26 protein-coding genes are annotated in these 25,849 nt (G+C 51.5%); 12 read left to right on the top strand and 14 right to left on the bottom strand.

Annotation, left to right across the window (positions count from 1 at the left end):
* Nucleotides 1-36 precede the first annotated feature (36 nt).
* The 6 genes from mreC to msrB all read left to right on the top strand — a co-directional run bounded on the left by mreC (nt 37) and on the right by msrB (nt 8,394).
* A complete protein-coding gene (gene mreC / locus ACG1BZ_RS18225) occupies nt 37-879 on the top strand; it encodes a rod shape-determining protein MreC (protein ID WP_413663056.1) in 843 nt (280 codons plus the stop codon).
* Nucleotides 866-1,345, top strand: a complete 480-nt coding sequence (gene mreD / locus ACG1BZ_RS18220; protein ID WP_413663055.1) for a rod shape-determining protein MreD — start codon at nt 866-868, stop codon at nt 1,343-1,345. The genes mreC and mreD overlap by 14 nt, the downstream gene beginning before the upstream one ends.
* A 97-nt stretch (nt 1,346-1,442) precedes the next feature.
* Entirely contained in the window at nt 1,443-2,054 is a 612-nt protein-coding gene (locus ACG1BZ_RS18215; protein WP_413663054.1) for a Maf family protein, read from the top strand.
* Complete coding sequence (gene rng, locus ACG1BZ_RS18210) at nt 2,051-3,538, top strand: ribonuclease G (protein ID WP_413663053.1); 1,488 nt, start codon at nt 2,051-2,053, stop codon at nt 3,536-3,538. The genes ACG1BZ_RS18215 and rng overlap by 4 nt, the downstream gene beginning before the upstream one ends.
* A gap of 36 nt (nt 3,539-3,574) precedes the next feature.
* The gene (locus ACG1BZ_RS18205) at nt 3,575-7,777 is read left to right on the top strand and encodes a YhdP family protein (RefSeq protein WP_413663052.1); all 4,203 of its coding nucleotides are present in this window, start codon (nt 3,575-3,577) and stop codon (nt 7,775-7,777) included.
* Nucleotides 7,778-7,851: 74 nt separating this feature from the next.
* Nucleotides 7,852-8,394, top strand: a complete 543-nt coding sequence (gene msrB, locus ACG1BZ_RS18200) for a peptide-methionine (R)-S-oxide reductase MsrB (RefSeq protein WP_413663051.1) — start codon at nt 7,852-7,854, stop codon at nt 8,392-8,394.
* A 59-nt stretch (nt 8,395-8,453) separates the two neighbouring features.
* Here the strand turns inward: msrB and yjgA are convergent, their stop codons facing one another.
* The 12 genes from yjgA to ACG1BZ_RS18140 all read right to left on the bottom strand — a co-directional run bounded on the left by yjgA (nt 8,454) and on the right by ACG1BZ_RS18140 (nt 17,856).
* Entirely contained in the window at nt 8,454-8,969 is a 516-nt protein-coding gene (yjgA, locus tag ACG1BZ_RS18195) for a ribosome biogenesis factor YjgA (RefSeq protein WP_413663050.1), read from the bottom strand.
* 46 nt (nt 8,970-9,015) lie between these two features.
* On the bottom strand, nt 9,016-10,383 hold the full coding sequence (mgtE, locus tag ACG1BZ_RS18190) for a magnesium transporter (protein ID WP_413663049.1): 1,368 nt from the start codon (nt 10,381-10,383) through the stop codon (nt 9,016-9,018).
* Nucleotides 10,384-10,482: 99 nt separating this feature from the next.
* Nucleotides 10,483-10,752 carry an HPr family phosphocarrier protein gene (locus tag ACG1BZ_RS18185; RefSeq protein WP_413663048.1) on the bottom strand — a complete coding sequence of 90 codons (270 nt, stop codon included), beginning with the start codon at nt 10,750-10,752 and terminating at the stop codon, nt 10,483-10,485.
* A 19-nt stretch (nt 10,753-10,771) separates the two neighbouring features.
* Complete coding sequence (gene rapZ, locus ACG1BZ_RS18180) at nt 10,772-11,632, bottom strand: RNase adapter RapZ (RefSeq protein ID WP_413663047.1); 861 nt, start codon at nt 11,630-11,632, stop codon at nt 10,772-10,774.
* 105 nt (nt 11,633-11,737) lie between these two features.
* Nucleotides 11,738-12,199 (bottom strand): PTS IIA-like nitrogen regulatory protein PtsN, encoded by a 462-nt coding sequence (ptsN, locus tag ACG1BZ_RS18175; RefSeq protein ID WP_413663046.1) that lies wholly within the window; start codon nt 12,197-12,199, stop codon nt 11,738-11,740.
* Nucleotides 12,200-12,202: 3 nt separating this feature from the next.
* A complete protein-coding gene (gene hpf / locus ACG1BZ_RS18170) occupies nt 12,203-12,493 on the bottom strand; it encodes a ribosome hibernation-promoting factor, HPF/YfiA family (protein ID WP_108734230.1) in 291 nt (96 codons plus the stop codon).
* Between the two features lie 196 nt (nt 12,494-12,689).
* Nucleotides 12,690-14,156, bottom strand: coding sequence for an RNA polymerase factor sigma-54 (locus tag ACG1BZ_RS18165; RefSeq protein ID WP_413663045.1), 1,467 nt, complete (start codon nt 14,154-14,156; stop codon nt 12,690-12,692).
* Between the two features lie 194 nt (nt 14,157-14,350).
* On the bottom strand, nt 14,351-15,076 hold the full coding sequence (gene lptB, locus ACG1BZ_RS18160) for an LPS export ABC transporter ATP-binding protein (protein WP_413663044.1): 726 nt from the start codon (nt 15,074-15,076) through the stop codon (nt 14,351-14,353).
* Between the two features lie 92 nt (nt 15,077-15,168).
* Nucleotides 15,169-15,726: a lipopolysaccharide transport periplasmic protein LptA gene (gene lptA, locus ACG1BZ_RS18155; RefSeq protein WP_413663043.1), complete on the bottom strand. Its 558-nt coding sequence runs from the start codon at nt 15,724-15,726 to the stop codon at nt 15,169-15,171.
* Nucleotides 15,713-16,279 (bottom strand): LPS export ABC transporter periplasmic protein LptC, encoded by a 567-nt coding sequence (lptC, locus tag ACG1BZ_RS18150; RefSeq protein ID WP_413663042.1) that lies wholly within the window; start codon nt 16,277-16,279, stop codon nt 15,713-15,715. Before lptC ends, lptA begins: the two co-directional genes overlap by 14 nt.
* Nucleotides 16,279-16,818 (bottom strand): KdsC family phosphatase, encoded by a 540-nt coding sequence (locus tag ACG1BZ_RS18145; RefSeq protein WP_413663041.1) that lies wholly within the window; start codon nt 16,816-16,818, stop codon nt 16,279-16,281. Before ACG1BZ_RS18145 ends, lptC begins: the two co-directional genes overlap by 1 nt.
* Nucleotides 16,819-16,884: 66 nt before the next feature.
* A complete protein-coding gene (locus ACG1BZ_RS18140) occupies nt 16,885-17,856 on the bottom strand; it encodes a KpsF/GutQ family sugar-phosphate isomerase (protein WP_413663040.1) in 972 nt (323 codons plus the stop codon).
* Between the two features lie 408 nt (nt 17,857-18,264).
* Between ACG1BZ_RS18140 and ACG1BZ_RS18135 the strand changes: the two genes are divergently transcribed.
* The 5 genes from ACG1BZ_RS18135 (at nt 18,265) to hisD (ending at nt 22,560) form a co-directional block, all read left to right on the top strand.
* Nucleotides 18,265-18,918, top strand: a complete 654-nt coding sequence (locus ACG1BZ_RS18135) for a phospholipid-binding protein MlaC (RefSeq protein WP_413663039.1) — start codon at nt 18,265-18,267, stop codon at nt 18,916-18,918.
* An 87-nt stretch (nt 18,919-19,005) separates the two neighbouring features.
* The gene (locus tag ACG1BZ_RS18130) at nt 19,006-19,239 is read left to right on the top strand and encodes a BolA family protein (protein ID WP_413663038.1); all 234 of its coding nucleotides are present in this window, start codon (nt 19,006-19,008) and stop codon (nt 19,237-19,239) included.
* Between the two features lie 44 nt (nt 19,240-19,283).
* Nucleotides 19,284-20,546 carry a UDP-N-acetylglucosamine 1-carboxyvinyltransferase gene (gene murA / locus ACG1BZ_RS18125; RefSeq protein ID WP_413663037.1) on the top strand — a complete coding sequence of 421 codons (1,263 nt, stop codon included), beginning with the start codon at nt 19,284-19,286 and terminating at the stop codon, nt 20,544-20,546.
* A 50-nt stretch (nt 20,547-20,596) separates the two neighbouring features.
* Complete coding sequence (hisG, locus tag ACG1BZ_RS18120) at nt 20,597-21,235, top strand: ATP phosphoribosyltransferase (protein WP_413663036.1); 639 nt, start codon at nt 20,597-20,599, stop codon at nt 21,233-21,235.
* Nucleotides 21,236-21,249: 14 nt separating this feature from the next.
* A complete protein-coding gene (gene hisD, locus ACG1BZ_RS18115; RefSeq protein ID WP_413663035.1) occupies nt 21,250-22,560 on the top strand; it encodes a histidinol dehydrogenase in 1,311 nt (436 codons plus the stop codon).
* Between the two features lie 47 nt (nt 22,561-22,607).
* Here hisD and ACG1BZ_RS18110 read toward each other — a convergent pair whose 3' ends face one another.
* Together ACG1BZ_RS18110 and ACG1BZ_RS18105 are read right to left on the bottom strand one after the other, a co-directional pair.
* Nucleotides 22,608-23,036 carry a nuclear transport factor 2 family protein gene (locus tag ACG1BZ_RS18110; RefSeq protein ID WP_413663034.1) on the bottom strand — a complete coding sequence of 143 codons (429 nt, stop codon included), beginning with the start codon at nt 23,034-23,036 and terminating at the stop codon, nt 22,608-22,610.
* Between the two features lie 20 nt (nt 23,037-23,056).
* On the bottom strand, nt 23,057-24,199 hold the full coding sequence (locus ACG1BZ_RS18105; protein WP_413663033.1) for a S1C family serine protease: 1,143 nt from the start codon (nt 24,197-24,199) through the stop codon (nt 23,057-23,059).
* Between the two features lie 377 nt (nt 24,200-24,576).
* On the opposite strand from ACG1BZ_RS18105, the gene sat reads away from it, so the two are divergent.
* Nucleotides 24,577-25,767, top strand: a complete 1,191-nt coding sequence (gene sat / locus ACG1BZ_RS18100; RefSeq protein ID WP_413663032.1) for a sulfate adenylyltransferase — start codon at nt 24,577-24,579, stop codon at nt 25,765-25,767.
* Nucleotides 25,768-25,849: the final 82 nt, after the last annotated feature.

Here is a 25,849-nt window from a genome sequence, read left to right as displayed (position 1 = left end):
ACCATCTTTGATTGACCTGTTAAGAGGGGATTGCCTGTGAAACCGCTATTTACCCGCGGTCCCTCTGCCGAATACCGCCTGGGCTTTCTCATCATACTCGCGATCTCGCTGATCGTTTCCGATCATTACACCAATTGGTTTCAGCCTGTCAGAGAACGCTTATCAGGAGTTATTGCTCCACTGTACTGGGTTACAGGAGCCCCCGAGCGTGTGGGCGATTGGGCCGATGAGCAGTTTCGCTCGCGCGAAGAACTGCAAGAGGAAAATAGCCGCCTCAAGCGCCAGGTTTTACTGCTGGAACAGCGCAGCCAACTATTGGCGGCCGTAAAAGCGGAAAACACTCAGCTCAAAGAACTGATGAACTCAGCAGAAATGGTCGATGACCGAGTACTGGTGGCTCAGGTAATTGGTGTTACCCCGGACCCTTTGGAGCATGTGCTGCTGATTGACAAAGGCCGCGATGACGGCATTGATATCGGTACCCCGGTAATGGATGCCAGTGGATTGCTGGGGCAGGTGATTGAAGCTGGTGACTCCTACAGTCGTATCCTGCTGATAACTGATTCCAGTCATGCCATTCCCGTCCAGGTTCTACGCAACAGTATGCGCACCGTCGCCGAGGGTACAGGTGATCTGTACCGCTTGAAGTTACGCCATCTTGCTAATACCAGTGATATTCGCGAGGGGGATCTACTGCTCAGCTCCGGCTTGGGTAGCCGCTTTCCCGCAGGTTATCCGGTCGGGGAGGTCATTTCGGTACAGAGAGACCCGGGTAAACCTTTTGCGGAGGCTGAAGTGTTGCCGAGGGGACGGATGAATCGCAGCCGCTTTGTATTGGCGGTCATTGGCAGCGGAGGACATTCTGTTGCAAGCGAATAACCGCTGGTTTATCGCGGTCACTATTCTGCTGTCACTGCTTCTCTCGGTTATGCCCCTGCCACAGCAGTGGCTCTGGTTTCGGCCGGCATTTCCGGCTTTGCTGGTGATATTCTGGATTACCCGAATGCCCCAGACCTTTGGGGTGGGGTTCGCTTGGATGATCGGTATTGCCCAGGATTTGGCTACGGGGGCGAGCTTGGGAACCCATGCCCTGGCCCTATCGGTACTCGCCTATTTCAGCTTACTGACTTACCAGCGCACTCGGGCATTTAATCCGGCCCAGCAATTGTTGTGGGTATTTGTTCTGGTGGGCATTCATCAAGTGGTGGGTAACTGGGTGCACGGCCTTGAAGGTAAATCGGTACCCGGGCTGACGTTCCTTTGGCCCGCCCTGACTACAGCCCTGCTCTGGCCCTGGGTGACCCCGTGGCTCAGGGGGCTTTCCGGGCGTTTACACGTTCGTTGACCGTCTCGTCGGCACTGTAAATCAGTGTAAAAAATCGATCATTTTTCGAACAGTGCCGCTATAATCAGCCGCTGACCCACAGGGAATATGTAATAGAGTGACAACAAGCGCTTCAGAAAATCGACTTCTTTTGGCCTCTGGTTCGCCGCGCCGCGCCGAACTGTTGGCCCAGATTGGGGTGCCTTTCTCCCAATTGTCCCCCGCTGTTGTAGAACAGCGCCAACCTGCTGAAAGCCCTCTTGAGTACATAGAACGCTTGGCCCACGACAAGGCTGTCGCCGGGTTTCAAGCCGCTGACAGCCCGCAGGGACTCTGGTCTTTGGGAGCGGATACGGTGGTTATGGCAGGTGAGAGGCTGCTGGAAAAACCCCAAGATTTTGCTGACTTTGAGTCCATGATGCTGGCGTTATCGGGAGGAGAGCACTCTGTTTTCACGGCAGTGTGCTTGCGTTCACAGGATCGACAGTTTAGCCGAGTAGTTGAAACTCGAGTCAGGTTCCGCCACTTGTCCAAAGTTCAAATAGCGGATTACTGGAGTACCGGAGAGCCTGTCGATAAAGCTGGCGGTTACGGTATTCAGGGTTTTGGTGCCGCCTTAGTAGAAGCTTTTAGTGGCAGTTACAGCAATGTTGTAGGGCTCCCATTGGAAGCTGTAGTCCCCATGCTGGATCATGCGGGCATTCCCTATTGGCAGGAGGGCCAATCTTGAGCGAAGAGCTGTTAATTAATGTTGCGCCGACTGAGACCCGGGTTGCGCTGGTAGAAAATGGTGTGCTCCAGGAGGTCTACCTGGAGCGGAGTGCGCGGCGAGGGATTGTAGGAAATATCTATAAGGGAAAGGTGATTCGCGTACTGCCCGGAATGCAGGCCGCTTTTGTCGATATAGGCCTCGAGCGCGCGGGCTTTATCCATGCCTCGGATATCGCGCCTCTCGACGAAGAAGGTATGGAGGCGCGGGATGCCGAGGTGGCGGATATCCGCGCGCTAGTCAGAGAGGGGCAGTCACTGATCGTGCAAGTAGTGAAGGACCCTATCAGCAGTAAAGGTGCCCGGCTGACTACCCATCTGTCGGTTTCTGCACGTTACCTGGTGTATATGCCGCAGACGCGCCATATCGGTATCTCTAATCGAATTGAAGACGAGAACGAACGCGAGCGATTGCGCCAGTTGGTTGAAGCAGCTTCTCTACGCCTCGCGGAAGATGGTTTGTCGGCCGATGGGGGCTTTATTTTGCGTACCGTTGCCGAGGGAGTGAGTGAGGAAGAGCTGCTGAGAGATATCCCCTTTCTGTACAAATTATGGGGGGAGCTGGATGAGCGCATTAAGGAGCGTCCAGTGCCTTCGGTTATCTATGAGGACCTTCCACTATTTATGCGCGCATTGCGTGACCTTGCGCGCCCTTATACCGAAAAGATTCGTATAGACTCCCGAGAGGCCCACGGCCGTGCGGCAGAATTTGCCGGTAAATATGCGCCGGAAATTGCCGGTCGCCTGGAACACTATCCCGGTGAGCGCCCACTGTTTGACTTATACGGCGTTGAAGAGGAAATAAGAAGGGCACTACACAACAAAGTCACCTTGAAGTCTGGCGGCTACTTGATCGTAGAGCAGACAGAGGCGATGAGTACAATTGATGTCAATACGGGTGCTTTTGTTGGGCATCGAAACCTTGAAGAGACTATCTTCAAGACCAACCTGGAGGCCGCTACAGCGATTGCCCGCCAGCTGCGTTTGAGGAATCTGGGTGGGATTATCATTATTGATTTTATCGATATGAAAGACCCCGAGCACCAGCGACAAGTCTTGCGCACCCTGGAAAAGACCCTGGAGCGCGATCATGCCAAGTCCAGTATCACCGGGGTCTCCGAATTGGGGTTGGTGGAAATGACTCGCAAACGCACCCGTGAGTCACTGGGGCAGATTTTATGTGAGCCTTGCTCTGTTTGTAGTGGGAGGGGCACCTTAAAGAGTGCGGAGACAGTTTGCTTCGAGATTTTCCGCGAGATTATTCGAGAGGCGCGCTCTTACGATAGTGAAAAAATTATGGTACTGGCCAGTCAGGTGGTAATAGATCTTTTGCTGGATGAAGAGTCGGCTAATGTCGCCGATCTTGAAGAATTTATTGGTCGGCCGATTCAGTTCCAGGTAGAGCCCATTTACAACCAGGAGCAATATGACATTGTTCTTGTGTAATCCATTATTCACTCGCCAGCAAGCTAAGAGAGCTTATTGTCAGCGCTCGGTCCGTGCCTGTTTGGTGGTGAGGGTATAGCGATGGTTGTAATACGCTGGATTGCAAGAAAGTTCTGGTTACTGTCGGTAAGTTTGGTGATTGCACTGGCAATCATCGTGCAAACAGGCCGACTGCTGTCCCCGCAGGTAGAGAACTATCGCCCGCAGATTAGTCATTGGCTTAGTGAGCAGCTAGGCGTTCCTGTACAGATGGATCGTATTTCCCTGCGTTGGGAGGCCCTTGAAGTTGCATTGCAGCTGGATGGGTTGCGCCTGGGGGAGCACGGTGAGCTGAGAATGGGGCACGGCCTGTTCCAGCTGGATCTACTTTCCAGTCTCTGGAACCGGGAATTGGTCTGGAAAGACCTGCAAATGAATCAGTTTTCGGCCGGGCTCAACCGCGATGACAATGGCCTCTGGTATCTGCAGGGGTTTCCCGATGCCCCGCTTAAGCTTGAAGGCAGCACTGCACCCAATCCCGAAGCGGCAGATCCGGCCCGCCTATTCCAGTTGAGCCCCAAAATCCAAATCAGTGATGCAGCGATCACTGTGCGCCTTCCCGATGAGCAGCTGGCAGAAATCAATTTGCCTGAAATCCAGCTGGAAAATAGCGGAGATTTTCACCGACTGACTGCACGGGCTTTTATTTCCCGTGAAGGGGAGAGCAGCCAGGTTGATGAAGAGACCCTACGGGTTGTGTTAGAGGGGCGGGGCAATCCCAAAGATAAAGAGCACTTCTCACTGCGCGGCTATATGCAGCTTAATGAGTTGCTACTGGATGAAGACATTGTCAGCTTGCTTCACGAACTCACCCCGTTACCTGACCGGTTTCACTGGCAGGGGAAGAAGTGGGCAGACGGCCGCTTGTGGTTGCATAGTGATGCCGTAAGTGGGTATCGCATAGTGGGCCAGGTGGACTTGGCCCAAGTAGAAAGCCTGACCGATATGCAAAGGGCAGGAGATGATATAGAAGAGCATACACTGGCTCCGTTGCGCGCTTTTTCTGGCAACTTGTCGGGCCGCTGGTTGCCGGGAGAGCATTGGCGATTAGCGCTGCAGGATATTGAAATCGATTGGCAGGGCTTGAAAATGCCATCGCTGAACCTGCAGGTTAACAGTGACCAAGAGGGTATAGCCCTGATGGCCGATCTGGTCGATCTCGCTGGTTGGAGCAGTATCTTAAATCGCTTGTCGTTACTAGAAGGAGCTGCAGATGAATGGTTGCGTGCACTAAAACCCCAAGGTCAGTTGCGCAGCCTGCGTCTGCGAGCTGGCGCAGATCGGCAGTTAGAGATCAGCGCAAACTTGGAAGATATTGCGGTCGAGGCGTTTCGAGGAGCCCCGGCAATTACCCAGTTGAGTGGATATCTACAGGTTGAGGGCGCCAGTGGCCGGGTTGAACTCGACGGTACCCCCCTCGGAGCGCACTTTCCCAGTCTGTATAAGAATGCTTTTGGGTTCGAGCAAGCCAGCGGCACCATAGCCTGGGATGTCGATAAGGCGTTGAACGAAGTCTACGTATTGTCGGGCCCGCTGATGCTTGGCGGTGAACTTGGTCAGGTCGGTGGTCAGTTTATGCTGTCACTACCCTTCCACGCCCAAACACGACCTGTGGATCTGGTGCTTTCCCTATCGATAAAAGATGCGGGGGTTATTACCCAGGAAGAGCTGGTGCCATTTGTGGTTAGCGATGATTTGCGCAGCTGGTTGAAAACTGGCCTGGGTAAGAACAATCAAGGGCGCGTTGAGAGTGCGGCCTTTATCTATCGCGGTAGCAGTTATAGCAAAGAGGGTAAAGAAGAATCCCTTAGAGCATTCGCGACTCACCAGAAGCGCAGAACGATTCAGCTGGCGCTCGACTTTTCAAATGCGAGCCTGGACTACGCCAGTGAGTGGCCTGAGGTCAGGGATGTGGATGGTCGCTTGTTGCTCGATGATGAAACTGTGCGAGTCAATGCTGATAAAGCCAAGCTCTGGAATATGGATGCTGGAAATATTCTGGTTGCGGTAACCCCTCAGAAGGGTGGAGGCTCACGCCTTGATGTACAAACTGAGGTGGTTGGACCCGCTGCTGATGGGTTGCGACTATTGCGTGAATCACCACTCAGGGATCACCTTGGAAGTGCCTTTGATGATTGGAGTCTGACAGGGAATTTGGATGGCGCTGTATCCTTAACTCTTCCCTTGGGACAGTCATCAGTAGTTCCCGAGCAACAGGTTGAAGTCAATTTGCAGCACGGTGACCTTCAGCTGAAAGGGCTCCGCCTCGATGCGACTGCGTTGAATGGTTTGGTGAAATACGATAGTGCGACAGGCCTTGAAGGAACCCAACTGAACGGCAAATTGTGGGGCCGCCCGCTGACTGCTCGTATCCAACATATTGGTGAGGGGGATGCACGGAATACCCAGGTGGTTATCGACGGCAATGCATTGGTTGAGTCGGTACACGCTTGGAGTTCGCGGCCAGAACTGCAGTGGCTGGAAGGAGAAATGGATTATCAAGCCTTGGTGACCATTCCTGCAAAATCAGCGAAAACCCCTTACGCCGCAGTATTTGAGCTCACTTCCAACCTGGCCGGTGTGGCTGTAAACCTGCCTGACCCACTTGGTAAGACGGCGGAAACAGAAACTAATTTTGTATTGCGAGTGCCGATTGGAGAGCAGGGCAGCTTGTTCCACTTGGACTATGGAGAACATTTACAGGGTCAATTCTGGCTGATTGATGGAGAGTTAGATCGGGCTGCAATCGCCTTGAATGCTGAGGCAAATTTGCCCTCCAAACGGGAGTTGACGGTCACTGGGGATATTTCCACTGTTGACTTGTCTCGCTGGCAGTCTCTGTTGGATATTTATCAGTTGCCTGAACCAGCGAAGCCAAGCGCTGCCAGTTCTGTTGCAAGTACCACAGAAAACCCAGGAGAGGCTGAGGATAGTGCCAATGAGCCACTTCCGATGCGCCTGGATCTCAGTACAGACCTGCTTCGGTTGGGCTCTGCAGAAATTGAGCATATACATGTTACCGGTGAGGGAGTGGGGACAGATTGGAAGCTCAAATTTGACAGTGAAATGATTGCAGGAAATCTAACAGGCTTATTGGATGGCAGTGCACCGTTACGCCTCAAGCTGGCTCATTTGCGTCTGCCTCAGCCAGAGAAACCGGCGGAAGTCAGTGATGAAGCTTTTCCCTTAGACCCCTTTGCGGAGGAGGTAGTAGCGGATCCTTTGGCGCAGTTTGATTTTACTAGTTTGCCACAAATCGATTTTAGTACTGATAACCTTCAAATAGGTGAAGAGGCCTTGGGTCCCTGGTCATTTAAGTTGAGGACAGCTGCGGATCGTTTGGTGGTGAGTGATATCCACGGCACGGTGAGAGGGTTCCGCATCGAGGGGCAGGGCAAACACAGTGGTGAGCTAGGTGCAGAATTAGTGTGGATGAGGGATGCCGAGGGGCAGCAGTCATCACAATTTATCGGCCGATTGGTGGCTGATGATCTTGCAGATATCCAGCGCAAGATGGGCCATGAGCCATTGATTGAGAGTAAGTCGGCGATCTTTGAAACTGCTTTGAAGTGGGAGGGGGCTCCGACTCAGGTGAAAGGAAGCCTTCTCTCCGGAGAGCTTAAGGTTGATATTCGCGATGGCCGATTCCTGCGATCAACCGGTGCGACAGGCTCTACCGTGTTGCGTCTATTGTCACTGTTTAATTTTGATACCTGGGCGCGACGCTTGCGTCTTGATTTCACCGACCTTTACAAGAGTGGTATGGCTTTTGATAGGGTGCGTGGTGAAGTGGTCTTTGAAGGAGATGGTCAGCTTTTAATCGCTGTACCCATCCAGGTAGAGGGACCCACCAGTGAACTGCAGATGGCGGGGCGGGTTAATTTAGTCCGCGAAGATCTGGATTTAACGTTGGTGGCTACTTTGCCAGTTGGGAATAACCTGGCTTTGGTTGCAGCCCTAGCCGGTGGTTTGCCTGCAGCTGCGGGTGTCTACCTGATCAGTAAGGCATTTAAAAAGCAGGTTAAAAAGGTCGCTAGTGTCAGTTACCGAATTAGTGGCGGTTGGTCAGACCCGCAAATGCGATTTGAGAAATTGTTTGATGGAGATGGCGCCAAACGTGAGGGCGCGGTTCTGGACCATGAGGGGAACAAGACACAAGTTGGGGTCGGCTCTGAAGAGAAGTCCCCACCTGCAGCTTGAGTTTTAAAATCCAGAGGCAGTGTGCAATAGCCATCTAATCTTAGTGATGATCCCCTGTAAAAGGAGCACTGTAGATGGCGTTGCATTCATTATTGCCCCTCCTTCTTTTTACAGCTGTCACCCTTTCGGCATGTTCTGAGGCAGATGACCACCAGCGCGACCAGAATATGACGGTCGCTCAAGCTGAAAAGCATATTGCAGAGGGGACTGATCTCGATCAGATCCCTAAGTCTGTCTGGAAGCAGATCCTGCCAGAGGATCGCTATAAGGTTCTCTGGAAAAAAGGTACCGAGCCCGCTTTTAGTGGCAAGCTTCTGAATAACAAAGAGAAAGGTGTTTATGTCACTGCGGGTTGCCGTTTACCGGTTTTCAGCTCTGAGCAGAAGTTTGAATCGGGTACTGGTTGGCCCAGCTTTTGGGATGTTGCCTACCCACAAAATATTGTCTTAAAGGACGATTACAGCTGGGGCTTGAAGCGGACTGAGGTGTTATCAAAGTGCGGGGAACACTTGGGGCATGTTTTTAAAGATGGCCCGGAGCCCACTGGTTTGCGCTACTGTCTAAATTCTCTCGCCCTGGACTTTGTGCCGGCTTCTGGGGATAAGAAAGCGCAATAACTTCTGGTGTCTAGATTGCGGGCGCTGCCAGCAAGTTCACTCTGGAGCGCCCGGAGCCCTTATTCCGCTTCCTGGATAAAGAAGTCGCGAAGATAGCGGAATAATTTTCGTTGATTTGTTGGTGGCTTATTGTTTTTGATTTCTCGATGGGAATCCCTAATCAGTTGGCGCAGCTGTTGGTGGTCGACACCGGGATATTGGTCAAAGAACTCACCCTGGGCACTATTGCCTTCCTCCAGTAGTCGTTTGCGCCAGTCTTCAGCCATTTTATCGAAACGCAGGTGTTGTTGGTCTCGCTCTTTAAAGCGGCTCAGCACAGCTTCTATCGCCTCTTGGTCGGCACTGCGCATCAACTTGCCGATGTACTGCATCTGGCGCCGGCGGGCTTCATTGGATTTGATCCGATGTAGCGTAGCAATAGCCTCCTGCAAGTCCTCATCTATGGGGACTTCAGCCAGTTGGGCCTTGGAGAGCTCGGTTAGTTGTTTGCCGAGATCCTGCAGCTCGTGCATTTCTTTTTTGACCTGAGTTTTACTTTTCGGCAGGTCGTCATCGTAGTCGTCGTATTCGTACATCTTTGATTCGCTTTCGGTAAATAAGGGGGCTTGGTTCAGAGGTGGTTTAGCTAAAGTACCAAGTGGCCAAGCCCAGAAAAGACATAAAGCCTACTACATCGGTGACTGTAGTAAGGGCTACCCCGCCGGCCAGTGCTGGGTCTATATTCATGGCACGCAATGCTACTGGTAATATCGCTCCGGCGAGTGCGGCGGTTAATAGGTTGATTATCATGGCGGCAAGGATAATTACCGCAATCCATATATCGCCAAACCACATGGCGGTTATCAAGCCCATCACAAGCGCCCACAAAAGAGCATTGAGTGCCGCCGAACCCAGCTCACGGGAAAGTAGCCAGCTTAAATTACTGCGTCCTATCTGGCCTAAGGCCATACCGCGAATGACCACTGTCAGCGTTTGGCTACCGGCCACGCCCCCCATGCTGGCGACGATGGGCATTAGGACTGCTAGGGCTACCACCTTGTCCAGGGTATTTTGGAACAAACTGATCACCCAGGAGGCAAGCAGAGCTGTGAGCAGATTAATACCCAGCCAAACGGCCCGGCGCCGAGCAGTGCGCCCTACTGGGGCAAAGGTGTCTTCCTCCTCATCGAGGCCGGCAAGGCTCATCAGGGAGTGATCTGCATCCTCTCGGATAACATCTACTACATCGTCAATAGTGATTCGCCCCAGCAGGCGGTTATCTTCATCGACTACCGGTGCGGTAATCCAGTCATATTTCTCAAATAAGCGCGCGACTTCTGTGTCGGGCATATCTGCGGGTATTGGTTCCACATCGGTATTGACCACTTCGCGAACTGTCACCGATGGGTCTGTGGTGAGAAGTTTGGATAGTGGCAAGAGACCGATATATTGGCCCCTCCGGTTAATCACAAAAAGGCTGTCGGTAGATTCCGGTAGTTGCTCATGGCGCCTAAGGTAGCGAAGTACCACATCGAGAGTCAGGTTGGGGCGGACAGAGATGGTGTCCGTATCCATTAAACCGCCGGCCGTGTTCTCATCATAAGCGAGAACACTTTCAACCCGGAGGCGGTCGGTTTCCGTCATTGATGAGAGCACTTCGGCAACAACTCGCTCCGGCAGCTGCTGAAGTATATCGGCGATATCGTCGGCATCCAGGCCTTCCATCACCTCCACCATCTCCTCGGTATCCATAGTCGCGAGGATCTGGCTGCGCACATCGTCGGTGAGTTCCTGCAGGACCTCACCCTCTATTTCCCTGTCCACCAAATTCCAAAGTACCTGGCGGATACGGGGTGGAGAGCTCTCCAGCAATTGCGCAACACTCTGGGGAGTCAGGGTCTTGAGCATGCGCCGGACTTCTTGTCCCGTACCGCTATCCAGCGCGGCATACAGCTCACCCAGCTGATTCTGTGCGCGGAATTTGATTTCGGCTTGGGGAGAGCTGGGCACAACAAGTCCTTACTGCTAGTGGTGGATTTGGGAGGCGATGTAAAAGCTTAGCGATTTAATGTTAAGAGTGAGCTTTTCGTGGCAATAGTATACTGGCCTCTATTCAGCTTCGCCGAATCGATCGGAGATCAGTGTGCTGATAGCTTCCAGGGCGGCATTTTCATCTGTCCCCTCTATTTCCAGTTCCAGCTCCGTGCCTTTGCCTGCAGCTAGCAACATTAGGGCCATCACGCTTTTTCCATCTACGGCTTTACCCTGGCAATGCACTTTAATATTGGAGCAGAATTTGGAGGAAGTCTGCGCGAACTTGCTTGCAGCGCGGGCGTGCAAGCCGAGTTTATTGATGATGGTCAGTTGGTGTTTCTGCATTGCGCTGCTCGACAAAAATCTATTTTTGTTGCTCCCTGTGGCGTATCTGGACGTTATCAAACTCTTTGGAAAATTTCTTTACCAGCTGTTCAACCATATAAACTGATCGATGTCGGCCCCCAGTGCAGCCGATAGAGACACAGGTGTAGCTGCGATTACTTTTCTGGTAGGAGGGCAGCCAGTTTTCCAAAAAGTTGGTGATGTCACTCTCCATCTTTGCGGTCTCTGGGTGAGAGCGCAAGAATTCAGCGACCTCGATATCCTTACCGGTTTTTTCTCTTAGAGCTGGTTCCCAGTAGGGATTGGGTAGACAGCGCAAGTCAAAAATCAAGTCTGAATCCACAGGTACCCCATACTTGAACCCGAAGGACTGGAAAAGAATCGCCATGCTGTTTGATTGTTCACCAACAACACGATTTTTAATAAGTTCGCGCAGTTGGTGCAAACTCAAGGTGCTGGTATCAATAACCATATCCGCGATGGTTGAGATAGGGGTGAGCAGCTCTTTTTCCTGGTTGAGAGCTTCTAGCAAATGGGTGCAATCATTGCTGAGAGGGTGTTTCCGTCTGGTCTCACTGAATCGCTGTACTAAAACCGGTTCGCGGGCATCGAGATAGATAACATCACATTGAACCCCTGCCTCGCGCAAGGACTCAATAACACTGGGAGCCTGTCTAATGTCTTGCCAGAGATTGCGGGCATCGACACCCAGGGCCAGAGGTGTGTTTTCTTTTGGCGGTTGTGCCTTGACCCTCTTAACCAGCTCCGGGAGCAGGCTGGTGGGAAGGTTGTCGATACAATTGAAGCCGACATCTTCCAGTAATTGCAGTGCAGAACTTTTTCCGGAGCCGGAGCGTCCACTAATTATCACCAAGCGCATGGAGAGCCCTTTTCTTTGATCAAGTTTTTATTATTTCGCTTGTTGCACTACCTGAACAATGAGGCGAATGTCAGCTCTGAGACTCAGTTACTAACAAAACCTCCTCTAGGCGGCTGCGGTACTATCAATAGCGAGGGCATATAGCTCATCACTACTTTGTGCTTGCCTTAGCTTATCTCTAACCAGGCTGTTGGAAAACAGAGCGGCGATTTCGGCTAGTGTATCCAGATGTTCCTGTTCAGCATCTTCGGGGACCAGAAGAGTAAATAGCAAATCGACAGGCTGACGGTCGGCAGAGTCAAAATCAATGGCGGGCTGGGTGGTACAGAGAACCCCAATGGGGCTATCACAGCCGGGCAGCCTGCAATGGGGAATGGCAACTCCATCGCCGATACCGGTGGAACCAAGGCGCTCACGGGCGATCAGTTGATTAAAAACTGTATCGGAGTCGTGTTGAGGATATTGTTCGGCGATGGCCTGGGCAATATTGAGCAGTAGCTTTTTTTTGCTGCTCCCCGCCAGATGGCAAAGGCTAAGGCGGGGAGAGAGTAATGCTTCCAGTGTCATAGTTCAGCGATGGTTCTGCAACTTCTCTTTGTGTTTTTTCAGTTGGCGGTCCAGCTTATCGGTGAGCGCATCAATTGCCGCGTACATATCTCTGTCTTCGGATCCAGCACAGAGGTCGTGACCGTTTATATGTACCGTCGCCTCAGCCTTTTGGATCAGTTTTTCGACAGATAAAATTACTTGCGCGTTGGTGATGTTGTCGTAATGTCTGGACAGCTTCTCCATTTTGCTTTCGCAGTAGCTGCGCATAGGTGAGGTAACGTCGACGTGGTGGCCACTAATATTGATCTGCATGGATTTCTCCTTAAAGGTGCATCACAAGCCGGCGCTCACCCCCTATCGGGTCGCAACCCTACTAGGAAGTGGGCCAGAATGGAAGGATACACTCAAATTTTGGATTTTGGTTGCAGGTTGGGGGCGGAAGGCGCCAGTGGCGCATGACTGGAGGTGGGTTAGGGGTCAGGTTAATTGGCTGTGTTTGGGTTGTGGTTTAAATGAGCCTCTTTCTCTCACTTGAGGAGGGGATGCCCATAGATTCACGGTATTTCGCTACCGTTCGGCGCGCAACCTTGATGCCTTGCTTGTCCAGCTCCTGAGTGATCTTGTTATCTGATAGCGGCTTTCGAGGTACTTCCGTGTCAATCAGCTTGCGAATCAGGGCTCGAATGGCGGTGGATGAAGCATCCTCACCGGAATCTGTACTGACGTGGCTTGAGAAGAAATATTTGAGTTCGAAAACTCCCCGTGGAGTCAGCATATATTTTTGAGTGGTCACTCGGGATATGGTGGATTCATGCATGCCAATGGTTTCAGCAATATCTGCCAGAACCATTGGTCGCATTGCCTCTGGGCCTTCTTCAAAAAAGCCTTGCTGCTTATCCACAATGGACGTAGCGACCTTTAGCAGGGTGTCGTGGCGGCTCTGCAGGCTCTTCAAGAACCAACGGGCCTCCTGCAAGTGATCCCGCATGAAATTGTTTTCTCGGGAGTTGTCTGCCCGTTTTACCAGGGAGGCGTAGTGGCCATTAATCCGGATCTTGGGAGTGATTTCTGGATTGAGTTCGACCAGCCAGCGGTGATCCTTGCGGGACACAATAATATCGGGAATGACATATGCGGGCTGTTCCCCGCTGAACTCCTCACCTGGATTGGGGGTTAGTGTCTGGATAAGGCGGATTACTTCGCCGAGCTGGGCTTCGTTGAGACGTGTGCGTCGGGTGAGTTGCCTGAAATCCCTTTTTCCAAGTAATTCCAAGTGGCGCTCAATGATGGTCTGCGCTTCGTTTAGCCACGGAGTTTCCGCTGGTAGCTGCTTGAGCTGGAGTTGAAGGCACTCTTGGAGGCTTCTGGCCCCACAGCCAGCTGGTTCGAATTGTTGCACAGCTTTAAGGACTGCAACTACCTCATCTTCTTCGAGCTGAAGGGAGTTGGCCACATCATCAACGGTGGTATTGAGGAGACCGTTTGGGTCGATGGCGTCAATAAGGTGCTCGCCGATCCATTTATCGTGACTGGAAAGTGCTGTCAGGTTTAATTGCCAGCGCAAGTGGTCTTGAAGTGTGTCGGTGGAAGAATTGCGCTCAAAATTGGGGTCGTCGCCCTCGGCGGGACCACTATAGCTGCTGTAAATGTCGTCCCAGTGAGAATCAACCGGCAGCTCTGTTGGAATATCCTGGTTCCATTCAGAATCACCAAGCTCTTTTTCCTCAGCGGCTGTGTGGGTTAAACCCTCCCCTGCAGCGGCTGGCGGCTCTTGTTGTGCGTTGCTCTCAGTATCGGCAGTTACTTGTTGAGCCAGATCTTCACCCTCAGCTTCCAGCATTGGATTGTTGTCGAGGGCTGCCTGGACTTCTTGCTGTAAATCTAGTGTGGAGAGCTGCAGGAGGCGTATTGCCTGCTGCAACTGGGGGGTCATGGTTAGCTGTGCGCCGAGCTTGAGCTGGAGAGACTGCTTCATAATTTAAAGTTGCAGGCCAGTGCGACAAAGGGTTCGTCAAAATTAACCCGAGATGGCGCAGACTACCTTGGCCCTCAAACTATTACAAGCAATAAGCGTGCCGACTATTGCCTGCCAGAAGGTCAATTTCTATGTGGGATATGATATGTTTTTCGAGATTTTGCCTATTTTGTTACACTTGTCATCATTTGCCATTAAATCGTGAATTCATGTCCCAAATAGACTTCGCGTACCTGTTGGTTAGCGAGAACATCATCGGGTGTGCCTGAGGCAATAATATGCCCCTCGCTGACGATATAAGCAGTTTCACAGATATCCAGGGTTTCTCTCACGTTATGATCTGTGATCAAAACGCCGATATCCCTGTCCCGCAAGTGGCGAATAATGTGTTTGATGTCGTTCACTGAAATAGGGTCTACACCAGCAAAGGGTTCATCGAGCAAGACAAAGCTTGGGTCTGTAGCCAGGGCTCGTGCAATCTCCACCCTGCGCCGCTCTCCGCCGGATAGGGCCATTCCTAGGCTGTTTTCAATGTGTGTGATATTGAACTCTTCGAGCAACTCCTGGGCCTGCTCTTCGCGCTTTGCACGATTGAGTCCTTTTCGGGTTTCGAGGATTGCGAGAATATTGTCACGCACTGACAGGCGTCGAAAAACAGAGGCTTCCTGGGGCAGGTAACCGATTCCCTTGCGGGCGCGCCCGTGCATTGATAGGCGGGTAATATCTTCGTTGTCGATTAGGACTTGCCCGGCATCGGCCTGCACCAGCCCTGCGATCATATAGAAGCAGGTGGTTTTCCCGGCTCCATTGGGGCCAAGTAAGCCAACGACCTGCCCACTTGAGACGCTGACAGAGACATCTTGGACAACTTTTCTTTTTTTATATTGTTTGGCGAGGTGTAACGCTTGTAGCGTTGGCATAATGAGTCCTGAAATCTAACCGCGGCCGAGAGGGGTAGCGGATTACATCATTGTAAGTAGCGCTGTTTTGCAGGCACTGAAATTTGGATGAATTACTGGTCTGTGTCGGTATTAGCTTCAGCAGGCTCGCTGGTTTCGGTGCTCTCAGGTTTCCAGATCATCTCAACTCTGCCTTGGCCAGGCTGACTGCGAGCGCTCATTTGCTCAGTTGCGAGATCGTAGTCGATTTTCTCCGCAGTTAGGGTGTTGCCATCGCGATCGATATAAGCTTGCCCTGTGAGCTGCAGTTCTTCAGAGCTGATGACATACTCGATGCGCTCAGCACGGGCTTTTACAGGCTCTTCGCTCTCCAATATCTTTTGTTGGAAGTGCGCGGGGCGGCCCACAGCAATCACCCGGCTGATTTCATCGCTGGCCGTGAAGTACACTTCCACGCGATCTGCCTTGATTTGGAGGGAGCCCTGTGTGATGACCACGTTGTCACTATATACCACTAAGTTATTGGCGCGGTCGGCTGACATAGATTCCGAGCCCACAGAGATTCTCTGGGTTCTGTCGTCGGGTAAAGCCTGTGCTGCAGTGGCAATAGCTGCCAGCGCAATTGCAGTAACGGCCTTAAATATTGAGGGATAGCGGTTATTGGGTGTCATAGCTGCTCTTCACGTCGGATAGAATTTCCATCCGGTTTTCTTTCAGGTAGGCGCGCATGCCCTTCCCTTTGGTGTGGTTAGGGCCAGAGCTAATAGTAACAACTTTGTCGGTTTCGGCGAATTCCCTGTCAGGGAAGATCGTAATACGTGACGTCTTCAGTTGGATGCCATCAGGGGTGGGGAGTTCATCAATTTGAACTGCACCGCTGAGAACGATGCGTTCTCCGCGATTGAAAGCGATGCCTTGCCTGGACCTGGTGGCCCACTTGGGCTGGTCATCCGTATAGAACATCATGCGCGGTTTTTGAAGATTGGCTCTGTCACGGCGCTTGAATTGAAAGTAGGTGATTTGTTCTGCATCCACTCGATAAGCTAGGTTGCCTGCCTGGTCAAAATGGCGGGTTTCAGCCCCTTTGATAATAAGGTCCGCTGCCCGATTTTGTTGTTGAGGGGTTGGTCTTTTGCTTAAGAATTGCTCTGGAGGACTCTCAGAGAACCAGAGTCCGGCACTTATAAGTAGAATGACCAGTATGAGAGGCAACCACGAGCGCATCACTTTTCTCCGATATAGGGGGCGAGCGCCGCATCAAAGGTCCCTTGTGCAATCATAATGCGGTCGCAGACCTCGCGTACAGCACCCGCGCCGCCGCAGGCCTCTGTGATCCACAGGGCTCTCTCCCGTACGGGTGGGGCTGCATTAGGTGGTGCAATGGGGCACCCGATCTTGGTCATTACCAATAGATCGGGGTAATCATCCCCTATATAAGCGATATCTTCCAGACGGCATGACTCTTCAGAAAGTAATTCTTGTAGTGCGACAAACTTGTCCTCCCGGCCCTGAATCAATTTATTGATCCCCAGGTCGTGCGCACGGCGCTCTACAACATTACTGCGTCGGCCAGTAATGATTGCTACGCGCACCCCAGAGTTTTGTAGCATTTTAATGCCGTGCCCATCCAGAGTGTGAAAGGTTTTGAGTTCGTTACCGCTATTGTCAAAATAAAGCTTGCCGTCTGTCAGGACACCGTCCACATCCAGAACAAGCCAGCGGATATTTTTCAGGGAGTCATTTAATTTTTGTTCGGGTATCACCGGAGTAATCTCTCTTCGCCTTTAATTGTGAGGGCAAAACCTGCGTATTAATTGTCCAGTATTATCTCAGATAACTCCGGCGCGCAGAATATCGTGCATATGGAGTACGCCAACAGGGTGGTGGGCTTCATCTTCTACCACTAATGCAGTGATTTTATAGTCCTCCATAATCCTCAGGGATTCTGCAGCGAGGGTGTCAGTAGAAACCGTTTTAGGGCGGCGACTCATGACCTCTTCCATTAATGCTTTATCGAGTTCGATTTTTTGATCTATTACTCGGCGCAAGTCACCGTCGGTGAAGACGCCCAGTAATTCACCGTCGCTATTTACAATTGTTGTCATGCCGAACCCTTTGCTGGTCATCTCTAGCAGGGCTTTTGATAGCAGCGTCTCTGGAGTTACCTGGGGGAGTTCGTCGCCCGCATGCATCACATCCTCAACCTTTAGAAGAAGCCGGCGCCCGAGGGCACCGCCGGGGTGAGAGAAGGCAAAATCTTCGGCAGTAAAACCCCTGGCCTCGAGCAGGGCGACTGCGAGTGCATCTCCCATCACCAGAGTAACTGTTGTTGATGAGGTGGGGGCCAAGTTGAGGGGGCAGGCCTCTGTGGCTACCGATATATCCAAATTGACTTCCGCAGCTTGAGCCAGAGGGGAGTCGGTTTTTCCTGCCATGCTAATTAGTGGAATGCCCAGGCGTTTTAGCAGAGGCAGCAGGGTGAGGACTTCAGCGGATGAGCCAGAATTGGATATGGCTATGACAACATCATCCCGAGTGATCATGCCGAGATCACCGTGGCTCGCTTCGCCGGGGTGAACAAAAAAGCTCGGTGTGCCAGTGCTGGCAAGGGTAGCGGCGATCTTCCGGCCAATATGCCCAGATTTCCCCATGCCGGTAACAATTGTGCGGCCGCGACATTGCATGATCATTTCACAGGCTCGCTGGAATTCGCCATTAACTCTGTGTTCCAGTGCCGCCACCGCTTCAGTTTCCATGCGGACGGTGCGACGCCCAGCTTCCAAAATCAAATCCTGTGTCATCAACTGCCTCAATCGCTTACTAGTGCTCTAACAAGTTCTCGTAAAACTGTCTTATTATGCGACAGTTTCGATATTTACTTATGCGACAGCGTGGATAATTTTTGTCATATGAGTCCAGTATTTAAAGGTGACTCGACTTTTTGCTGTCGTGCTAATCTATATTAGCGGGCTGCTGGCGTCGGAAAAAGCCAGTGTGCATTTTAGATGTGTCAAATGACACGCTCGTACACCGCCACATTACCGGGTGCGGCCATGGTATAGTTTGCCGTCTCCGCTGTCAGCTATGTCACTCAATGGATGATCGACACACTCTCAGTTGGGCTGCGGGAAGGTTGATATGTGGTATTGCTATGGCACTAAATTCTGCCATATGCGTCCAAGGAATGATTTGCTAACTGGAGATAATTTGTGAACGCATCATTTTGGATTGGCCGGAACGGTTTGTCGCGGTGGGTTAGATTTGCGCTTTGTGTTGTTTTTGCTTCTGCGGTGGTGCCTGCAGCCAATGCGGCTCAAAATCCATATGTAATGATTAAAGGGGTTTCCGATGAGCTTTTGGGGGTAATTCGTACCAACGCTCAGTATGCAAATTCAGACCCGCAAAGGTACTACAGTGCTGTTGAAGGGGTGCTGACCCCGGTTGTTGATTTTGACTTTATCGCTCGCGGTGTAATGGGGCGCTATGCCAAGCAGGCGACTGCTGATCAGCGCTCTCGCTTTACGGATGCTTTTCGGCGCGATCTTGTAGCCACATTTGCTCGCGGCGTGGCAAATTTTGGCGACCTGGATGTAAAAGTGGTCAATCCCGGCACTACACCTCAGGGTAATCGTGTAAATGTGCTGCAAGAAGTTCGCAGTAAAGAGGGTATAACAAAAGTTTCGTATACCTTGGTGCGCAATCGTGCAGGCCAATGGAAGTTGATCAATGTGATTCTGAATGGGGTTAACCTGGGTAAGACTTTCCGCAGTCAGTTCTCGCAGTCAATGCAGACTTATGGGGACATCGACAAGGTGATTTCTAATTGGTCAGCGGCAGACGATGCTGCAAATAAAGTGAGTTGATCTGCGAACTTTGGAGTGCGTAGCTGCGCACTCCGCTTGATTCAAGTACACTTGCGTGCTGTTTTTAACTAATCGCAAGTCCCTCCTATGCAACCAGACGAAATCAAGGCCCTGATCGAAGGGCACATTCCCGACAGCACTGTTGAAGTGGCTTTTGAAGGTAGTCACCTGATGGTCACTGTAGTGAGCAGTTCCTTTGAGGGTCTGAGTCGTTTAAAAAAACAACAGCTTGTCTATGCCGCTCTTGGTGAAAAAATCGCCGATGGCACCTTGCATGCCGTGCAAATGCAGACTCTGACTCCAGAAGAAGCCAGTCGTTAACTCGCCATTGCCGCTGAGGTGTTGGCTATCTAGAAAGAAATTGAATGGATAAGTTGATAATAGAGGGCGGCAGCCCAATTTCCGGGACTCTGCGGATTTCTGGAGCTAAGAATTCAGCCTTGCCGATATTGGCTGCTGCTTTGTTGGCTGACGGGCCCGTGCAAATCGATAATTTGCCGCATCTCAACGATATTACCACCATGATTACCCTGCTCCGGTGTATGGGGTGTGATGTCACTATTGATGAAAAACTGGGTGTTGAAATTGACCCTCGCTCAGTCAATGACCTGACAGCTCCCTATGAACTGGTTAAGACTATGCGGGCCTCAATCCTGGTTCTTGGGCCCCTGCTGGCTAGGCATGGAGTTGCTAATGTCTCCTTTCCCGGTGGTTGTGCAATTGGTAGTCGCCCAGTCGATATTCACCTAAAGGGCCTTGAGGCAATGGGGGCTGAGATAACCATCGATGGTGGTTTTATTCGAGCGCGCTCCAACGGTCGCCTTAAGGGAGCCAATATTGTCATGGAGAAGGTGACAGTTGGCGGCACTGAAAACCTGCTGATGGCAGCGGTACTGGCAGAGGGAACTACGACTTTGCACAATGCCGCTCGCGAGCCTGAAATCGTCGATTTGGCAGAGTTCCTTATTGCTATGGGGGCTCAGATTGAAGGGGTTGGCACTGACACCCTACGTGTTCACGGTGTACCTAAGCTTACTCCCTGCAAGTTCACTGTTATGCCGGACCGTATTGAAACCGGAACCTTCCTTGCGGCAGCTGCAGCGGCGAGGGGCAAAGTGCGCCTGCTCAATACTCGTGCCGATATCCTCGATGCGGTTATGGTTAAGTTCGAAGAGGCTGGAGCTCATATCAGTTGTGGTGATGATTGGATTGAGCTGGATATGAAAGGCAATCGCCCTAAAGCGGTGAGCTTCCGTACAGCGCCTTACCCAGCCTTCCCTACAGATATGCAGTCCCAGTTCACAGCAATGAATGCTGTAGCCGAAGGAAAGGGGACTGTAGTTGAGACAATCTTTGAAAACCGCTTAATCCAGGTTCATGAGCTGAATCGAATGGGAGCGGATATCACTCTGGAAGGCAATACGGCAATTGTTACCGGGGTGGAGAAGCTTAAGGGTGCTCCAGTAATGGCTTCAGACCTGCGCGCGTCAGCTAGCTTGGTAATTGCTGGTATGGTGGCAGAGGGCACTACTATGGTGGATCGAATTTACCATATTGACCGCGGCTACGAGTGTATTGAAGAAAAGCTCCGACAGCTGGGCGCGAATATTCGGCGTGTTCCCGGCTGATTGCTACGAAGTTAATCCCAAGAGCCAATGACGGACTGGCGTAAATCGAAATGACTGCACAAATTACAATCGCACTGACAAAAGGACGGATTCTTCAGGAGACCCTACCGCTTCTTAAGGCAGCAGGGTTGGAGCCTGCTGAAGACCTAACTAAAAGTCGAAAGTTGATATTTCCGACGAATCGCGAAGGGGTGCATCTCCTCCTCCTGAGGGGAGTGGATGTACCCACTTATGTGCAGCATGGAGCCGCAGATATTGGTGTGGCGGGGAAAGACACTCTACTCGAGCATAGTTCTGATGGTATATACGAGCCTCTCGATTTGGGCATTGCCCGCTGCCGCCTGATGACCGCTGGTGTTAAGGGGGGGCAACTGCCCAGTGGCCGAATTAAGGTCGCTACCAAGTTTGTACAGAGTGCCAAAAAGCACTATGCCTCGATTGGCCGTCAGGTTGACATTATTAAGTTGTATGGGGCTATGGAGCTTGCTCCGCTAATGAATTTGGCCGACGAGATTGTCGATATTGTAGATAGTGGCAATACGCTAAAGGCCAATGGTCTTGAAGCCCGAGAGACTATTGCGCAAATCAGCAGTCGATTGATCGTCAACAAGGCAGCCATGAAGATGAAATATGCGCCAATCAATAGTTTGATTGAGAAGTTGGCATCGGCTGTAGCACAAACCAAATAGATACCCGAAGCATTATGACGAGCAAAGTAATTCGTCGGCTAAATACGGTCGATAGAGATTTCGATGGCCAATTGAAGCAGCTATTGGCTTGGGAGGCAGTGGCAAATCAAGAGGTTGAAAGTATCGTTGCAGAAATATTGCAGCGTGTTCGCGCTCATGGTGATAAGGCTGTTATCGAGTTCACCAACCGCTTTGATCATCGGCACCTGGAAAGCGCGAAAGACTTTGCTTTGCCGGCTGCTGAGCTTACCGCGGCTCTAGACCGTATAAGTACCGAGGAGCGTGAGGCCCTGGAGGCAGCTGCTAATAGAGTGAGGCGTTACCACGAGTATCAAAGACAGGAGTCCTGGCGCTATACGGAGGCCGATGGGACTGTGCTGGGGCAGCAGATTACCCCAATGCAAAGTGTCGGCATTTATGTTCCTGGAGGTAAGGCGAGTTACCCTTCTTCCGTGCTTATGAATGCAATTCCTGCAAAAGTTGCTGGGGTTGATGCCGTAAATATGGTGGTGCCGGCTCCGAAAGGGGCGCTGAACGACCTGGTGTTGGCGGCAGCGGCAATAGCAGGGGTGGACCGGGTGTTTACGATTGGTGGTGCCCAGGCAGTAGCGGCACTAGCCTATGGTACTGAGTCTATTCCCGCGGTGGATAAAATTGTTGGTCCGGGGAATATCTTTGTGGCCAGTGCTAAGCGTGCTGTTTTTGGTCATGTTGCTATCGACATGATTGCGGGCCCTTCTGAAATTCTGGTTATTTGCGATGGGCAAACAGATCCTGACTGGATTGCCATGGATCTGTTGTCACAGGCTGAACACGATGAGCAGGCGCAGTCAATTCTATTGTGTCCTGACTCCAAATACTTAGATCGGGTTGAGAGTTCGCTGCAAAGGCTTTTGGCCGAGTTACCCCGAGCTGAAATCGCTTCCCGCTCCCTTGCTGATCGTGGGGCGTTGATCCAAGTGGAGTCTATACAGCAGGCGATAGAAATCTCTAATCAGATTGCACCGGAGCACCTGGAGGTTTCAGTAGATAATCCTGAGGCTTACCTTACTGAGATCCGGAATGCCGGAGCCATTTTCCTTGGGCGCTATACGGCAGAGGCATTGGGGGACTACTGTGCTGGCCCCAATCATGTCCTTCCTACTAGTGGCACTGCCCGTTTTTCCTCACCGCTGGGAGTTTACGATTTCCAGAAGCGCAGTTCGGTGATCTACTGTTCTGAAAAAGGTGCTGATACCTTGGGGCGTGTAGCGCATACTCTTGCGCTCGGTGAGGGGTTAGAAGCTCATGCCCGCTCTGCGGGTTTTCGGGTCAAGGGTTTCTGAGTAATACACTCTGGCAGATTCCTCTATGTAGGGTGTATATAGTGCGCTTATTCTGTAGGGGGTATACGGGTAGCCTGCCAAGCTAGGGCACGCCACTCACCATCTTGTTTAACAAACGTACCAGTGTTGAAGTAATAGCTTGGTTCCCCCTTGCTGCTGTCATTAGCCGATAGTTTAAATGCAACAACAGCGGTATCCCCTAGCAACCGAATGTCAATTTCCTCGGCGGAATAGCTCGTTGTCACTGGTTCTGTGGGAGGTGTTTGCATTCCTTGCATAATTTCGCTTTTGCCAAAGCGTTTTCCACTTGAACTGGTATACACCAGGTCTTTGGCCCAAAAGCGTTGGTGGGCCAGAGAGTCTGAGGCAGCTTTGCTGATAAAATCAATCAGCAACTGTTGTAAGTCTTCCTTATCTCCCGCTACTGCGGGAATCGAGGTCATTATAAAAAGCAGAGCTAAAACCATTGAGCGCATGGAGACTCCTCCTTGAGGGTTTATTCTATTGCTGTTTTTGTCTGTGGCTCTTCTGAAACTGTGGCATTAACCGTATGGGAAGTGCCTTCTCTAATGAAGGTTATTGAGATGGTGTCACCGGGGCGCAGAGTGGCCATAGTGGCCTCGCCCTGTTTGCCATCGCCGATAGGGAGACCGTCAATATGTGTGATGACATCTCCTGGCTGAAGGCCTGCAATGTGCGCGGGGCCCTCGTTGTAAATAGCTGTTACTAATACGCCACCAGTAGAGTTTAAATTGAACTCCTTGGCCATTTGAGGGCTAATGCCAGTAGCTTCAATGCCCAGCCAGCCGGGTACGACGCGACCATAAGCAATAATATCCTGCATTACCTTGAAGGCAATATTGGCGGGAATGGCAAAGCTGATCCCGCCTGAATAGCCGGATTGGTTGAGAATTGAGGTGTTGATGCCGAGTAGGCGCCCTTGTGAGTCAACCAGTGCGCCACCAGAGTTTCCAGGGTTGACCGCAGCATCTGTCTGCAAAAAGTTCTGTAAGTAGCTGCCGGTACCTGAGTTTTCAAGGTGGCGGCCTTTCGCACTGATAATACCTTGAGTCACGGTTTGCCCAACTCCAAAAGGGTTGCCGATTGCTAGGACGACGTCGCCCACTTGTGCCCTGTCGGGCTCGCCAACAGAAATGGAGGTCAGGCCGTCGAGGTCAATTTTGAGGACGGCTAAGTCAAAATCTGTATCGCTTCCGACGAGTCTTGCTTGCGCTTCCCGCCCATCAGCTAAAAGAATAACAATGGCATCTGCCTGGTCGACTACATGATGATTAGTCAGGATATAACCGTTGTCACTGGCAATGACACCTGAGCCAAGATTGGATTGCATCCTCTGTCTTTGTGGGACATCCATGTTGTCGAATAAGCGCCTAAAAAGGGGGTCATTAAACAGGGGGTGCTGGCGCTGCGGCATGGCCATTCGGGTGTAGATATTGACTACAGCTGGGCCTGCCACATTGACAGCGTGGGCATAGGAAACCGGACCTTGGGTATTATTTCCATCGGCCTCGGGGGCGACACCGCGCAGTTGTGGGAATATAACCAAGAGCAGGGCAGCCATGGCAAGGCCTACCAGGGTTGGTAGGATCCAATCTTGTAAAAATCGGTTTTGGGACACTCGTGACTCCTCTTTGCGCTGATTATACACACGTCTCTGAGCGGAATCGCTGCACATGGCGTTTGCGGGAGGAAATTGTTGCGTTTGATGGAGTGAGTTTTTCGCGGTAATAACTTCTTAGCAACCTGGGTTGGTTGTTGGGCCAGTTTTTGAGCGGCTATGGGGTCGTTTATAATTCTAGTCCTACCGTATAGCGATTATTCGGCATCTAAATGTGTTCACTGAGCTGGGGAGGCCTTGGAGTTACTCAGGGGTTGTATTTGGAGGGTATAATGTGGCTCCTGTATGCCATTGGCATTGGTCACTTGCGATAGATGCGTATAATGGCCAATCGAAATTTTAAGACTAACCGGTAACTACTGTTTTTGGAGACCTAAATGTCCCTAGTCCGCCCCCATGGCAGCGTTGAGCTTCAGCCACGCTTTGTATATGACAGTGAAAGGCATCACCAGTTGATGCATGAAGCGGAGTCCCTGCCGTCAATCGTGGTCAGTTCGGCAGCCGCCGCTAACGCGGTGATGCTCGGGGCGGGATACTTCAATCCGTTGCACGGCTATATGAATCTGGCAGATGCCATGAGTGTTGCTGAAACCTTGCGCACAGTAGACGGCCTGTTCTGGCCGGTGCCGGTTGTTAATGTTGTTAAAGACGCTAGTGAAATTGAGGGTGCCTCCCGTATTGCCCTGCGTGACCCGAATGTCGAGGGTAATCCGGTTCTCGCCGTGATGGATGTTGAGGCGATCGAAACCATTTCAGAAGAGCAAATGGACACCATGGCTGAGCAGGTGTTTGGCACTCTGGATGAGAAACACCCCGGTGTCGCAACTTTTAAGTCTGCGGGTCGAACTCTAGTATCGGGCCCGATCGAAGTGCTGAACTTTAGCTACTTCCAGAATGACTTCCCGGATACTTTCCGCACCGCGGTTGAGATTCGCAATGAATTCAAGGAGCGTGGCTGGAATAAGGTTGTAGCCTTCCAGACTCGCAACCCGATGCACCGCGCGCACGAAGAGCTGTGCAAAATGGCCCTCGACGGGGTGGAAGCCGATGGTGTGCTGATTCATATGCTGCTTGGCCAGCTGAAGCCAGGTGATATCCCTGCTCCGGTGCGCGATGCCTCCATTCGCAAGATGGTAGAATTGTACTTCCCGGCGAATACTGTGATGGTGACCGGCTATGGCTTCGATATGTTGTATGCTGGCCCGCGCGAAGCGGTATTGCATGCGGTGTTCCGCCAGAACTGTGGCTGTAGCCACCTGATTGTCGGTCGTGATCACGCCGGCGTTGGCGATTACTACGGCGCTTTCGATGCTCAGACAATCTTCGATGAAAAGGTACCCGAAGGCGCTCTTGAGATTGAGATTTTCCGTGCCGACCACACCGCTTATTCCAAAAAGCTGAATAAGGTGGTGATGATGCGTGATGTTCCTGATCACACGAAAGAAGACTTTATTCTGCTTTCAGGTACTAAAGTGCGTGAAATGTTGGGTGATGGTATTGCGCCGCCCCCAGAGTTTTCTCGCCCTGAAGTGGCGCAGATTTTGATGGATTACTATCAGAGCCTGTAAGTGCCGAATAAAAAAGGCGGGTGATTACCCGCCTTTTTTATTGCTTGGAAAACTGCGTTTCATCATCTCGTACAGCTTATTA

The sequence above is a fragment of the Microbulbifer sp. CNSA002 genome, assembly GCF_047324085.1.
GTDB lineage: Bacteria > Pseudomonadota > Gammaproteobacteria > Pseudomonadales > Cellvibrionaceae > Microbulbifer.
Note: the sequence above shows the minus strand (reverse complement) of the source record. Positions and strands in the feature narration are given on the sequence as shown.

What these genes read in the sequence shown, in the direction of transcription:
- msrB (WP_413663051.1), top strand. Translation starts at nt 7,852, where the DNA reads ATGGCGTTGCATTCATTATTGCCCCTCCTTCTTTTTACAGCTGTCACC.
- yjgA (WP_413663050.1), bottom strand. Translation starts at nt 8,969, where the DNA reads ATGTACGAATACGACGACTACGATGACGACCTGCCGAAAAGTAAAACT.
- ACG1BZ_RS18185 (WP_413663048.1), bottom strand. Translation starts at nt 10,752, where the DNA reads ATGCAGAAACACCAACTGACCATCATCAATAAACTCGGCTTGCACGCC.
- rapZ (WP_413663047.1), bottom strand. Translation starts at nt 11,632, where the DNA reads ATGCGCTTGGTGATAATTAGTGGACGCTCCGGCTCCGGAAAAAGTTCT.
- ptsN (WP_413663046.1), bottom strand. Translation starts at nt 12,199, where the DNA reads ATGACACTGGAAGCATTACTCTCTCCCCGCCTTAGCCTTTGCCATCTG.
- hpf (WP_108734230.1), bottom strand. Translation starts at nt 12,493, where the DNA reads ATGCAGATCAATATTAGTGGCCACCACGTCGACGTTACCTCACCTATG.
- ACG1BZ_RS18165 (WP_413663045.1), bottom strand. Translation starts at nt 14,156, where the DNA reads ATGAAGCAGTCTCTCCAGCTCAAGCTCGGCGCACAGCTAACCATGACC.
- lptB (WP_413663044.1), bottom strand. Translation starts at nt 15,076, where the DNA reads ATGCCAACGCTACAAGCGTTACACCTCGCCAAACAATATAAAAAAAGA.
- lptA (WP_413663043.1), bottom strand. Translation starts at nt 15,726, where the DNA reads ATGACACCCAATAACCGCTATCCCTCAATATTTAAGGCCGTTACTGCA.
- lptC (WP_413663042.1), bottom strand. Translation starts at nt 16,279, where the DNA reads ATGCGCTCGTGGTTGCCTCTCATACTGGTCATTCTACTTATAAGTGCC.
- ACG1BZ_RS18140 (WP_413663040.1), bottom strand. Translation starts at nt 17,856, where the DNA reads ATGACACAGGATTTGATTTTGGAAGCTGGGCGTCGCACCGTCCGCATG.
- ACG1BZ_RS18130 (WP_413663038.1), top strand. Translation starts at nt 19,006, where the DNA reads ATGCAACCAGACGAAATCAAGGCCCTGATCGAAGGGCACATTCCCGAC.
- murA (WP_413663037.1), top strand. Translation starts at nt 19,284, where the DNA reads ATGGATAAGTTGATAATAGAGGGCGGCAGCCCAATTTCCGGGACTCTG.
- hisG (WP_413663036.1), top strand. Translation starts at nt 20,597, where the DNA reads ATGACTGCACAAATTACAATCGCACTGACAAAAGGACGGATTCTTCAG.
- hisD (WP_413663035.1), top strand. Translation starts at nt 21,250, where the DNA reads ATGACGAGCAAAGTAATTCGTCGGCTAAATACGGTCGATAGAGATTTC.
- ACG1BZ_RS18110 (WP_413663034.1), bottom strand. Translation starts at nt 23,036, where the DNA reads ATGCGCTCAATGGTTTTAGCTCTGCTTTTTATAATGACCTCGATTCCC.
- sat (WP_413663032.1), top strand. Translation starts at nt 24,577, where the DNA reads ATGTCCCTAGTCCGCCCCCATGGCAGCGTTGAGCTTCAGCCACGCTTT.